This is a genomic window from Bradyrhizobium sp. USDA 4486, from assembly GCF_054057995.1.
In genome coordinates this window covers 520,293-532,989 of record NZ_JBSRZV010000001.1, presented here as the reverse complement: position 1 = coordinate 532,989, position 12,697 = coordinate 520,293, and the positions used below count along the sequence as shown (strand labels likewise).

The 12,697-nt window shown below is 63.0% G+C and carries 10 protein-coding genes and 3 pseudogenes; 11 read left to right on the top strand and 2 right to left on the bottom strand.

Annotation, left to right across the window (positions count from 1 at the left end; genetic code table 11):
- Positions 1-61: 61 nt before the first annotated feature.
- From ACVWY3_RS02605 to ACVWY3_RS02580, 6 genes and pseudogenes are all read left to right on the top strand, one after another.
- Complete coding sequence (locus ACVWY3_RS02605) at positions 62-475, top strand: cupin domain-containing protein (RefSeq protein ID WP_456843270.1); 414 nt, start codon at positions 62-64, stop codon at positions 473-475.
- Between the two features lie 187 nt (positions 476-662).
- Positions 663-1,637, top strand: coding sequence for a GlxA family transcriptional regulator (locus tag ACVWY3_RS02600; protein ID WP_456837056.1), 975 nt, complete (start codon positions 663-665; stop codon positions 1,635-1,637).
- Between the two features lie 184 nt (positions 1,638-1,821).
- Positions 1,822-2,463, top strand: coding sequence for an HD domain-containing protein (locus tag ACVWY3_RS02595; RefSeq protein ID WP_456837055.1), 642 nt, complete (start codon positions 1,822-1,824; stop codon positions 2,461-2,463).
- A gap of 691 nt (positions 2,464-3,154) precedes the next feature.
- Entirely contained in the window at positions 3,155-3,457 is a 303-nt protein-coding gene (locus ACVWY3_RS02590; protein ID WP_456837054.1) for a hypothetical protein, read from the top strand.
- 402 nt (positions 3,458-3,859) lie between these two features.
- A pseudogene (locus ACVWY3_RS02585) lies at positions 3,860-4,003 on the top strand (epoxide hydrolase N-terminal domain-containing protein); the annotation flags it as partial.
- Positions 3,986-4,371: pseudogene (locus tag ACVWY3_RS02580) on the top strand (SDR family oxidoreductase); the annotation flags it as partial. The pseudogenes ACVWY3_RS02585 and ACVWY3_RS02580, both read left to right, overlap by 18 nt.
- Positions 4,372-4,572: 201 nt before the next feature.
- On the opposite strand, the gene ACVWY3_RS02575 reads toward ACVWY3_RS02580, so the two are convergent.
- On the bottom strand, positions 4,573-4,740 hold the full coding sequence (locus ACVWY3_RS02575) for a hypothetical protein (RefSeq protein ID WP_456837053.1): 168 nt from the start codon (positions 4,738-4,740) through the stop codon (positions 4,573-4,575).
- 80 nt (positions 4,741-4,820) lie between these two features.
- Positions 4,821-5,713: pseudogene (gene ku, locus ACVWY3_RS02570) on the bottom strand (non-homologous end joining protein Ku).
- Between the two features lie 217 nt (positions 5,714-5,930).
- Between ku and ACVWY3_RS02565 the strand changes: the two are divergent.
- The 5 genes from ACVWY3_RS02565 to ACVWY3_RS02545 all read left to right on the top strand — a co-directional run bounded on the left by ACVWY3_RS02565 (position 5,931) and on the right by ACVWY3_RS02545 (position 12,478).
- Complete coding sequence (locus ACVWY3_RS02565) at positions 5,931-6,860, top strand: 3'-5' exonuclease (protein WP_456837052.1); 930 nt, start codon at positions 5,931-5,933, stop codon at positions 6,858-6,860.
- A 115-nt stretch (positions 6,861-6,975) separates the two neighbouring features.
- The gene (locus ACVWY3_RS02560) at positions 6,976-7,338 is read left to right on the top strand and encodes a hypothetical protein (protein ID WP_456837051.1); all 363 of its coding nucleotides are present in this window, start codon (positions 6,976-6,978) and stop codon (positions 7,336-7,338) included.
- A 99-nt stretch (positions 7,339-7,437) separates the two neighbouring features.
- Complete coding sequence (locus tag ACVWY3_RS02555) at positions 7,438-7,845, top strand: FixH family protein (protein ID WP_456837050.1); 408 nt, start codon at positions 7,438-7,440, stop codon at positions 7,843-7,845.
- The gene (locus ACVWY3_RS02550; RefSeq protein ID WP_456837049.1) at positions 7,842-9,290 is read left to right on the top strand and encodes an efflux RND transporter periplasmic adaptor subunit; all 1,449 of its coding nucleotides are present in this window, start codon (positions 7,842-7,844) and stop codon (positions 9,288-9,290) included. The genes ACVWY3_RS02555 and ACVWY3_RS02550 overlap by 4 nt, the downstream gene beginning before the upstream one ends.
- Positions 9,287-12,478, top strand: coding sequence for an efflux RND transporter permease subunit (locus ACVWY3_RS02545; RefSeq protein ID WP_456837048.1), 3,192 nt, complete (start codon positions 9,287-9,289; stop codon positions 12,476-12,478). Before ACVWY3_RS02550 ends, ACVWY3_RS02545 begins: the two co-directional genes overlap by 4 nt.
- Positions 12,479-12,697: the final 219 nt, after the last annotated feature.

The following is a 12,697-nucleotide window of genomic DNA, read 5'->3' as shown; positions in this document are numbered from 1 at the left end:
CTATCGGATTGGTGCCGTATCAAACCGTCGAGGTATGTTTGCAAAAGCAGCGAGAGGAGCATTGCGGACGGCCGCCGTCCCGCTGATAGCAGCAGCGATCGCCCTGGGAGCTTCGCCAGCGATCGCGCAGGACCGGGAGCAGGTGAAAGTCGCCTTCGCGCACGCACTGCCGAACGTCGAAGGAAAGAGGCTGGTTGCTGTGACGGTGACTTATCCTCCCGGAGCCAAATCGCTCGCTCATCACCACGCAGCGTCAGCCTTCATCTACGCCTATGTGGTATCCGGGGCCATCCGCAGCCAAGTCGGCAATGAGCCAGCCAAGGTCTATCACGCCGGCGAAGGATTTTACGAAATGCCCGGCTCACATCACACCATCAGCGAGAACGCCAGCGACAAGGAGCCCGCCAGCTTACTGGCAGTCTTCGTCATTGATTCCAAGGACGGGCCCTTGACGACGCCAGACAAGGGGCCGTGATCACGAAAATTGCGCGACGAGCTCGCCTGTGGCCGTGATGCTCAATTGAGGAGCTGCAGGGGCTACTGGTTGGCGGCCGCGCCAGCGAGCCAACCGGTAGACGTTGTTGCTTCACGGGTCGCGCCGAGCTTTTTGCAGTCTCCGGAACTAGTTGCATAATGGGGCGCTAGACTGGAGAGGCAGAGAGGTGCCGGTACAAGCTGTCGCAATCGTCGTCTGTGAGGGGGTCCAGGCGCTAGACGTGGCTGGGCCGATGGATGTGTTCAGTGAGGCGAACGCGTTTCTCGGCAGCGCGGATCGCTACGAAACCGTTTTGGTTGCTGCTCACCGCAATCCGCTGCGCGCGTCGAACGGCATACGCATGGTCGCCGACCTGACCTTCGAAGAGGCCGCGGGCGGCTTCGACATCGTTCTGGTGGCCGGCACTCCGACGCCACCGGAAGCGGAGCCCGAACCGTGCCTGCTTCAGTGGGTCAAGGAGCTGCCGTGGCGCTCCAGCGTCTATGGATCAATCTGCACAGGGGCTTTTGTGCTCGGCTATGCCGGCCTCCTCGACGATCGGCGAGTCACGACCCATTGGCAGGATGCACAGGCGCTGGCGGCCAGGTTTCCGAAGGCAAAAGTCGAACCGGATCTGATCTATGTCCGCGATGGACGGTTGATCACCGCGGCTGGTGTGACTGCGGGAATAGATTTGGGCTTGGCGCTCGTCGGGCAGCGGCACGGCGCGGAAACGGCGCTCAAGGTCGCCAAGCGGCTGGTTGTCGTTGCCCAGCGCCAAGGCGGGCAGTCGCAGTTCAGTCCCTATCTCACCGCACCTGCCGATCCGGAATCGCCCATCGCACGCATCCAGGACCATGTTATGGCGAACATTGGGGATCGCCACACGCTGGAGTCGCTGGCCGCGGTCGTCGGCATGAGCCCCCGGAATCTGGCGCGGCATTTCGGGCAGGTGACCGGAACCACACCGCACGAATTCATCGAGCGCGCCCGTATTGATGCCGCGCGCATGCTGCTGGAAGCAAGCGACCGACCGCTGAAGGCCATTGCCTTCGACTGCGGCTTCGGATCTGCGGATCGGATGAGAATTGTCTTTAGCACCCGTCTCGGCGTGACCCCCGTCCAATATCGAGCCAGCTTCCGGCGAGCAGAACCGGAATAGTTCGCGAGCTATACGAGGACGAAACTGCGGGCTCCTACTGCCCTGAAGCTCCGAGCGGCCCTTTGTCAGGAAACGACGTGCGGTTGTCCTGATCCGTAGCATCCCGCTTGTTGCCCGGAGCAGAGCTCTGTTGCCTAATCCCGACACGCAACCAGCCCGTTTATCCAACCGAGGGGATTGCTCCATGTCCGAAATCATCGCCGGCATTCGCGTGCCTGACAGCGCCATCGCGCGCGCAGCCACGCAGCTCGTGCGCGATACCGAAGACGACCTGCTCTACAACCATAGTCGCCGTGTCTTCCTGTGGGGCGCGCTCACGGGCGAGCGCCGCGGTCTGAAATACGACCCGGAGCTGCTCTACCTCGGCGCCATGTTCCACGACATGGGCCTCACCGAGAAATATTCGAGCCCCGATCTGCGATTCGAGGTCGACGGCGCCAATGCGGCCCGCAAATTTATGAAAAGCTACGGCGTGCCCGAGCGTGACATCGAGGACGTCTGGACTGCCATCGCGCTCCACACCACGCCGGGGATCCCGGAGCATATGCGCCCGACCATCGCGCTGGTGACCGCCGGTGTGGAGATGGACGTGCTCGGCATCGCCTATCACGACTTCACGCATGAACAGCGCGACCATGTCTGCGTCCATCATCCGCGCGAGAAGAACTTCAAGGAGAACATCATCGAGCACTTCGCTAACGGCATTATCAAGAAGCCGCTGACGACGTTCGGAAATGTGAAGGCCGACGTTCTTTCGCTGAAGGACATGAACTATGTCCGTCAGAACTTCTGCTCGATCATCCTTGGCTCAGCTTGGCCGAACTGATCCCTCGTTGCCGCGCACCAGAGAGGCCGTCGAGGATGCAGGGTCCTGGCGAGGCCTTGGGGTCTGCTTTGCTTGGAGTGCTGGAGAACATGCAGGTTCCCAACACCACCATTGTCACGAAGCAGCCGGTTTCGTCTTTAGCCTATGTATTCCCGCAAATGAAAGCGGCAGGACGAAGCGGAGTTTTTACGTCGCTGGCCAACCAGGCAAGCGGCTCGAGCTTGTGGAGCCCTCACATCGGCTCCGAGCCTTGCATCCGGCTACTTAGGTGCTTGCGGTCTCGCCTCTAGTTCTGAGACGATGTCGTGGAGGAGACCGAGCGCGAGGCGATCGGTGACGTCGCGCTCCATCAAGCGGTAGCGCACGATCGATCTTCGAGCTGTTGGCTTTTTCGCCCTGCCCATGGAACATTATCATGGGCAGCTGGTGGGGGCCGCGGGAATTTGGGTCCGCCCTGACGTTGTTAGCGCCCCTAAAGCGTCGCCGGGAGGCTGGAGAGGAGGCAGGACGCCGGGGCTGCAGCGCGCCGCTTGCCCAGCGCACTGAAGCTGGCATGACACTGGAGCCGCCTTGTTCCGGATCACGGAGCCGCACTGCATATGCATTACGGATTTGCGAAAACCGCATTTGTGGATGCTCTTCCCGGGCTGTATAAATTGGTAGCTTCTTCCCCCTATTTGAAGAGGCTATCATGAACACATTGCATACGTGGCTTTCGCAACAGCACCACGGGTTGCACACCTTCCGCGAATTTCAGCAAAGGCTCTACGAAGCCTGCAAGGACGAGCCTGACCAACAGGGTCTGTGTCGGCTGCTTAGTACCGTCGTCGACAACTATGTTGATACGTTCGACGAAGAGCCATTACCGGTCGCGGTCGCCGACCATGCCTATCAGCGTCTACTCGATCTGGTGGCTGACATAGATTTCAGTGCAAGCGCCGAGCAGCGCCTCGCCACTATCAACCGTGTGGCAACCAGCGATTTGCTGCACTAGAGGGCGATGCGCGCCGGGATGCCCCATCTGGGGCGTCTGCTGCTGGCTGAATATCTGACGGCAGGTCACATTTTCGGATGTTCATGCAATCGCCGAAATGAAGAGCTCACATGGCGGACTGTCGAGTTGGGGAAGGATGACCCGATTGCGCTGTCCGCCCGCGGGAATGCATTCGGGTTTTTAGTTGGGAATCTCGGCTAGTGCCGGCTTGGTTGACCGCGCGCTTGCGCTTAATTCGAACCTGGCCGAGGGATAGAATTTCGGCGATTGGGTAAGACCCTGGCTTGGCGCGCCGTATGCGGCGATCGGGCGCTTCGCACGCGGCATTCGTCCGAGCCACTAGCCCGATGGGCATGCAGGCCGGAACCGCGCATGCATGGCCGTTCGAAGACTGAACTTCCAGGCATTCGTCCCTTCAAGGTTCAGGTCCCGCAGGATCAACTCGACGATCTTCGCCGGCGCCTGGCAGCGACCCGCTGGCCCGACAAGGAGACGGTCGTCGATCAGACGCAAGGCGCGCAACTCGCAATGCTCCAGACCAAAGCGACGCGCCCAACGGTCGAGCCAGTCCTCGCTTTCCAGGAAGAACTTTCAGTCGCCAATGACCCGGGCCTCATCAGCAGAAACGGTACGGGTGGTGTGAACGGCCTGAAGCTAGAGCTGTGTATCGGTGTAGCCTATGTCACGCCCTTGGCGGCCACCAGCGAGGCGCAATATGACAGCCTCTTGGATACGAATGTCAGGTCCGCGTTCTTCTCAATTCAGGCGGTCGAACCGTTCATGCGCGAGGGCGGTTCGATCATCCTGAACACAGCCTGGTTGAATCAGGTCGGTGTTCCCGGGCGCGCCATCCTTTCGGCTTCGTTCGCTCGTTGGCACGCACATTGTCGGCCGAACTCCTTGGCCGGCGCATTCGCGTTAACGCAGTCAGCCCGGGCCTGATAGAGACGCCCATCCTTCGGAGCGTCGGCCGACCCGCACGCTCGCGAGCGGGCCTTCGACTTGGCACGTCAGGATTCGCCGAGCGGCTTCTCTCCGGAAGAGGCTGTCGCCGAGGTCCGCGATGTTTTGGATTCGATCAGGGACTCCTGTCCGGAGTGCCTCTCCGAGACTGGCTAGGCCGTCTCCTCTCTCGACTTGCAGCGGAACGGCGGCCGCAGACGAGTGAGTTCGATCCACGCCAACGCGGCGTTGATCCATTTCTGCCGTTCGGCTCCATCGGCTTCCGCGGCGAGCTTCATCGCCCCAAACGCCTCGCGCTCGGGGTCGTACTCGACGTTCATGGGTTGAAATATAATCGGGGATGTAAACGATCAGGCCGCGGTGTGACCGTAGGAATTCGGGGCCGGCCACTACGGCCAATTCACGCAGACTTCCGCTGCGGCTTGGACGGCCTTTTCGCCGTGCCTTCCCTCGCCGCCTTCGCCTTGATCGACTTCAGCATTTCCTTCTCGCCGGCCGCCGCCTTTCGCGGCTTCTTGGCGGGCTTTGCGGCCTTCGCCGGCGCGGCCTCCTTGCCGACGGATCGGCGCAGCGCCTCCATCAGATCGACGACGTTGGTCGATGCTGGGCGCTTCTTCGGCGTGATCGGCTTGCCAGCCCGCTTTTGATTGATCAAGTCGATCAGCGCCGTCTCATACTGGTCCTCGAACTTATCGGGTTCGAAAGAGCCGGACTTCTGGTCGACGATGTGACGGGCGAGATCGAGCATGTCCTTGGTGACTTTGACGTCTTGAATCTCGTCGAAATACTCCTTCGGGTCCCGTACTTCGTAGGGGTACCGCAGCAACGTCCCCATCAAGCCCTTGCCCAGTGGCTTCATCGCGATGATGTGCTCGCGGTTGGTCAGCACCACGCGACCGATCTCGACCTTGTCCATCTCGCGGATGGGTGTCGCGGATCACCGCGAACGCGTCGTGCCCGACTTTCCCGTCCGGGCGCAGATAATAGGGACGGATCAGGTAGCGCGGATCGATGTCGCTGCGGTCGACGAATTCGTCGATCTCGATACTGCGCGTCGACCTCGAGCGCGATCTCTTCGAGCTCCTCCTTGGTGATCTCAATGAACTGATCCTTCTCGAGCTGGTAGCCCTTGACGATATCCTCGTTCGGCACCTCGTCGCCCGTGTCCGCGTCGACCTTCACGTACTTGATGCGGTGGCCGGTCGCGCGGTTCAGCTGGTTGAACGAGATCTTCTCGGACCCGGACGTCGCCGGATAGAGGGCGACTGGGCAGGTCACCAGTGACAGACGCAGGAAGCCTTTCCAGTTGGCGCGGGGGGCATGAACGCGGTACTCCGGAGGGACGGTGCTGGATTCAAGACGAACGGAGCCTGCCGGTTCCGACATGCTCCGGGCCCGCCAACAGGAAAATTGGCCATCTGCCCGCAGCGCCCCCGGGCACGTCCGAAAACGTCGTGAATCGCTTGTTTTCCAGGTACCTCGTGGAGCTTTTGGCCGGTATTGTGGACCCATGGACGCGCTGACCCAGCCCCTCAAAGTCGGGCAAACTCTGGACCCGGCGGACCTGGCCGCAATGGCCGGCGCGTTGGCTCAGTCGACCGATTACAGGGTCCTTCGACGCCTGATCCCCCGGTCTCCCTACACGCCGGCCGCCGGGCAGGCGGTCCGGACGGGCATTCTGCTCGACACCGAGACGACCGGCCTCGACGCCACGAAAGACGAGATTATCGAGATCGGGATGGTCAAGTTCGACTACACGCCGGACGGGCGGATCGTCGGCGTCAGAGACACGTTCTCGGCCTTCAACGAACCGAGTGCGCCGATCTCCGCGGAAGTGACGGCGCTCACCGGCATCACCAACGAAATCGTCGCCGGGCACAAATTCGACGATGCCGCCGTCACGGCCTTCGTCGAAAGCGCAGTCATCACGATCGCGCACAACAGCGGCTTCGACAGAAAAGTCGCCGAACGCTACTGCCCCGTGTTCGAACACAAGGCCTGGGGCTGCAGCATGAGCGAGATCGACTGGCGCAAACTCGGCTTCGCGGGCTCGCAGCTCGGCTATCTATTGAATGGGGCTGGCTTCTTCCACCAGGCGCATCGGGCGGTCGACGACTGCCACGCTCTGCTGGAGGTTCTCGCTCTCGAATTGCCGACGATGGGCTCCTCCGCACTGGCGCTTCTGCTGGAGACCGCCCGCAAGCCGACAATGCGAGTGTGGGCGGAGCAGACCGCGTTCGAGCTCAAGGACTCGCTGAAACGCAGGGGCTATCGCTCGAATGACGGTAGCGACGGCAGGCCGAAGTCCTGGTTCAAGGACGTCGACGAGACCGCGCTCGACGACGAGATCGCGTTCCTGCGGACCGAGATCTACATGCGGGACGTCGAGCCAACCGTGCAGCGGCTGACCGCCTTTACACGGTTCTCCAGCCGCGTTTAGGTCGTGCGAGTCTACGGTGCCGGGGTCGGCAAGGTCGCGGGTCCAACCAGCGTCTGGCGCAATCGTGATGGCTCGGCACTTTGCACTCCTTGCCGCGGCGTGAGAAAAGGACGGCATGGGTCCGAGGAAGGTCTTCAACTGGCTGATTGCGCTGACCGTGGCGGCGGGGCTGCTCGCTGCGCCCCTGTCGGTGCCTGCTATGGCTGCGCTGCAAACCGCGGCAGCGGCTGACGGGATGCAGGCGACGGCGGACGACATGCCGTGCTGTCCCGACCAGCAGGACCAGAAGGCCAAGGACTGCGGAACCTGTCCGTTCATCGCACTCTGCATGCTGACGATCACCATGCCGGTCCCCGACAGCGCCGGCGCGCTTGTGGACCGCAGCTTTTCGCGCAGCGCATTCGCCCTGCCTGACGATCTACTGATCGACGGGCTCGGCGAGCATCCTCCGGATCATCCACCTCGAACCATCGTCTGACCGGCGCCGCGGCGCCGGAACCTCGACGCGCGACCTTGAAGCCGCGCGTCGAGACATGCCGCTTCGGCGGTCCATCAGACGTTTCGAGGAAATGACATCATGAAGACTACCACTGCTGCGCGCGCGGTCGCCGCCGCACTTTTCGGCCTAACCATCGTGGGGGCGCCGAAGCTCGCGCTTGCCGACATCAAGGACTACGAATTCCAGCTCGTCGAGCCGACCGTCCAGGCCGGCCCGGACAAAATCGTGACCGTCCGACTGCTGAACAAGAAGACGGGCAAGGCGGTGCCGGACGCCGTCATCTTCGCGAGCCGGCTCGACATGGCGCCGGACGGCATGCAGGAGATGGTCACCAGGGTAACGCCGATGCCGGGCACCGAGCCCGGGACCTACCGTTTCAAGGCCACCTTCAGCATGGCCGGACGTTGGCAGTTGTCGCTCGGCGCCAAGGTTCAGGGCGAGACGGGCACGGTCGAAAACAAGCTCGTCGTCACGGCGCAGAAATGAGCCGGACCATCGCCTTAGGCGCGGCCACTGCGATTTGCGCAGCGGCCGGCGCCGCCTTGCTCGCGGGCGCTATCCCGCGGGCAAAACCGTTCGCCGCATCCGTCGTGACGGTCGCCGCCGCCGCCGCCGAAAGCGGCGCGCCGATCTACTATCAGGATCCGGACGGGAAGCCATTCTACTCGCTCGCGCCGAAGAAGACGTCGGACGGACGCGCCTGGCGCGCGGTCCCGTCGAGCGCGGACATCAGCTTCGACGCCCCCGAGGACGAGCCGGCCGACACTAAAGCCGCCGACGCGAAGGCCGAGCGCAAGATCAAATACTATCGCAATCCGATGGGGCTGCCGGACACCTCGCCGATGCCGAAGAAGGACTCGATGGGGATGGACTACATCCCCGTCTACGAAGGCGAGGAATCCGACGCCGGCTCCGTCAAGCTCTCGCCGGGGAAGATCCAGCGCACGGGCGCCAAATCCGAGCCCGTTACGCGGCGGCCCGTCACGTCTGTGATCCGGGCGCCGGGGACCGTCAAAGAGGACGAGCGCCGCGTTTCCGTGGTCGCGCTGCGCTTCGAGGGATTCGTCGAGAGTGTCGCCAACGTCACGACCGGCGATCATGTCCACAAGGGGCAGCCGCTCCTCAACGTGTACAGTTCGGCACTTTCGAGCGCGGCCGCGGAATATCTCTCCGCCGTCAACGCCGGCGCGACCGGCCAGGCGCTCAAGGGCGCGCGACGCAGGCTGGAGAATCTGGCGACTCCGGAGCCGTCCATCAAGGAGCTTGAGCGCACCAAGGAAATTTCGCTCTCGATTCCCTGGCTCGCCCCCCAGGAGGGCGAGATCCTCGAACGCAACGTCGTGCCCGGCATGCGCGCGGGGCCAGGCGACGTGCTCTTCAGGATCGCCGATCACCGCCTGGTATGGGTTCTCATCGATGTCGCCGAGCGCGATTTGGTGCAAGTCGCCGTTGGCACCAAGGTGACCATCAGGCCGCGCGCGCTCACGGGGCAGAGTTTCGGCGGCGAGGTCGCGTTGGTCTATCCGCATCTCAACGCCGCCACGCGCACCGCGCGCATCCGCGTCGAGGTGCCGAATCCCGACGAACTGCTGCGGCCCGAGATGTACGTCGACGCGGAGATCGAGACCGGCACGCCAGGACCGGTGCTGGCAGTGCCGGAGAGCGCCGTGCTCGACAGCGGGACCCGGCAGGCGGTTCTGGTCGACAAGGGCGAAGGCCGCTTCGAGCCGCGGGAAGTAAAGCTCGGCCGTCACGGCGGCGGCTTCGTCGAAATTACCCAAGGCGTCTCTGAGGGCGATTCCGTCGTCACCTCGGCCAATTTCCTGATCGACGCTGAGAGCAACCTGAAGGCCGCGCTGAACGGGTTCGCCGAGGCAGGCGGCGAGAACCCGGCCAAGCCGGCGGCGGGCAGCGCGGGGACACGCCCGTGATCGCCCGCCTCATCGCCTGGTCGGCCCGCAACCTGCTGCTGGTGTTGTTCGGCACCGGCTTCGCCGTGGCTGCGGGAATCTACGCGCTGGTCCATCTGCCGCTCGACGCTATTCCGGACCTCTCGGACACGCAGGTCATCGTCTACACGGAGTATCCCGGACAGGCGCCGCAGGTGATCGAGGATCAGGTCACCTATCCGCTCGCGACTGCGATGCTCACCGTGCCGAAATCCAAGGTGGTGCGCGGCTTCTCGTTTTTCGGGGTCTCGTTCGTCTACGTGATTTTCGAGGACGGCACGGATATCTACTGGGCGCGGTCGAGGGTGCTTGAATTCCTCAACGGAGCCACGTCGCGATTGCCGGTGGGAGTGACACCGACCATCGGTCCGGACGCGACCGGGGTGGGCTGGGTCTACCAGTACGCGGTGGTCTCGAAGGAGCTGAACCTCGCCGACACGCGGACGATCCAGGACTGGAACCTCAAATTCGCGCTGGCGAAGGCGGAGGGCATCGCGGAAGTCGCGAGCGTGGGCGGCTTCGTCAAGCAGTACAATGTGATCCTCGATCCGCAGCGGATGCGTGATCTCGGCCTCACCATGGCGAGGATCCGAGACGCGATCCGCGCCAGCAATGCCGACGTCGGAGGGCGGACGGTCGAACTATCCGAGTTCGAGTACGTCGTCCGCGGGAAGGGCTACCTGAAAAGCATCAACGATCTCGGCAACATCGTACTCAAGAACGACGGCGGAACGCCGGTTCTGCTGCGCGACGTCGCTCGGGTCGAGCTCGGTCCGGACGAACGCCGCGGCATCACCGAACTGAACGGCGAAGGCGAAGTCGCCAGCGGCATCGCCCTGCAGCGGTTCGGCATGAATGCACTGGACGTCATCGAGAACGTCAAAAAGCGGTTCAAGGAGATCGCGACCAGCCTCCCGAAGTCGGTGGAGATCGTACCGGTCTACGATCGCTCGAATCTGATCTATGCCGCCATCGACACGCTCAAGCACACGCTGGTCGAGGAAAGCCTGGTCGTGGCGCTGGTTTGCGTCGTCTTCCTGCTGCACGTCCGAAGCGCGCTCGTCGCCATCCTGATGCTGCCGGTCGGCGTCCTGATGGCATTCGGCGCCATGAAGCTGCTGGGGATCGGCTCCAACATCATGAGCCTCGGCGGCATCGCCATCGCGATCGGTGCTATGGTGGATGCCGCCATCGTCATGATCGAGAACGCTCACAAGCATCTCGAACGGGCCGATTCTGGCAAATCGCGGATCGCCATTCTGATCGAGGCGGCTTCGGAAGTCGGCCCGGCGCTGTTCTTCAGCCTGCTGATCATCACGGTTTCGTTCATGCCGATCTTCACGCTGGAATCGCAGGAGGGGCGCCTTTTCAGCCCGCTCGCCTTCACCAAGACGTTCTCGATGGCGGCCGCTGCGCTGCTTTCGGTCACGCTGGTGCCGGCGCTGATGGTGATCTTCGTCCGTGGACGGATCGTCCCGGAGCACCGGAATCCGATCAACCGCTTCCTGATCTGGATCTACCGGCCCGTCATCAAGAGCGTGTTGCGTGCGAAGACACTTGTTTTCCTGCTCGCGCTCGCCGTGCTCGCGGTGACGATCTGGCCGGCGCGCCAGCTCGGCACCGAATTCATGCCGAACCTGAACGAGGGCACGCTGCTCTACATGCCGACGACGCTGCCCGGCATCTCGATCACCAAGGCCGGCGAATTGATGCAGATGCAGGACCGGATCATCAAGTCGTTCCCGGAGGTCGCCTCCGTCTACGGCAAGGCCGGACGCGCCTCCACGTCGACCGACCCGGCGCCGACCGAGATGTTCGAGACGGTCGTCAATCTCAAGCCTAAGGAGCAGTGGCGGTCAGGCCTCACCATCGACGGGCTGATCGCCGAGATGGACAAGGCACTGCAATTCCCGGGCGTCTCCAATGCCTGGACGATGCCGATCAAGGCGCGCATCGACATGCTCTCGACCGGCATCCGGACGCCCGTCGGCGTCAAGGTGATCGGCACCGACCTCGTCGAGATCGACAGGCTGGCCAAGCAGGTCGAGCAGGTGCTGAAGGCGGTCCCGGGTACATCGTCGGCCTACGCGGAGCGCGGCCTGGGCGGCTACTACCTCGAAATCACACCGGACCGATCGGCGCTCGCGCGCTACGGCATCATGGTGCAGGACGTTCAGGACACGATCGCGACGGCGCTCGGAGGCCAGACCGTCACGACGACGGTCGAGGGCCGGCAACGGTTCACGGTCAACGTGCGCTACCCACGCGATCTCAGAGACAATCCAAAGAAGATCGCAAACGACATCCTCGTTCCGATGCCGGCGGGCGGAGCCGTACCGCTCGCGGAGGTGGCGTCAGTCCAAGCGGCGCGCGGGCCGAACACGATCCGCACCGAAAACGGACAACTTGCCACCTACGTCTACGTCGACATCCGCGACCGCGACCTCGGCGGATACGTGGCCGACGCGCACCGAGCCGTGCAGGCGAGCATCCAGTTTCCGCCCGGCTACTACGTAGTCTGGAGCGGTCAGTACGAATATTTGGAGCGGGCCATGGCGCGATTGAAGATCGTCGTGCCGGCGACGCTGCTGATCATCTTCCTCTTGCTGTACCTCAATTTCAGGTCGATCACCGAGACGCTTATCGTCATGCTGTCGCTGCCGTTCGCGCTGGTCGGCGGACTCTGGCTGATGTGGTGGCTCAGCTTCAATCTGTCCGTCGCCGTGGCCGTCGGCTTCATCGCACTGGCCGGCGTCGCCGCCGAGACCGGCGTCGTAATGCTGATCTACCTCAACCAGGCACTTGCCGAGATCGGGACGCGCCGCGCCGCCGAAGGACGGGCGCTGACCCGGGCCGACCTCCGCGAGGCGATCATGGAGGGCGCGGTGGAGCGCGTCCGTCCGAAGATGATGACGGTGGTCGCCATTATGGCGGGACTGCTGCCTATCATGTGGAGCACGGGGACAGGGTCAGAGATCATGCAGCGCATCGCGGTGCCCATGATCGGCGGCATGATCTCGTCGACCTTGCTGACGCTGATCGTCATCCCGGCGATCTTCGGACTGGTCAAGGGCCTCGGACTCCGGGCCGGCGACCAGGCCGAGCCTCGTCCACCCGCAAGGGCGAACGTGGGAGTGATGAAGGCGAAGACACCGTCACCAGTAGAGTGACAATTCGTATCTTTTCCTACTTTGGTTTTTCCATCTTTGAATCCTTTAGCGACTGTACGACGGCCTCGTTGTCGAGCACATCCAGCAGCTGGTTTATGGTTTGTCGCAATCTCTGGGCCAGGCTCGACGTACCGGGCCAGGATGTCCTGAGCGTCTTCCAAGGCCTTCGCAACTCGCTGTTCCGGGATCCATGGCCGGTACTCCACGTACTCGCAGGAA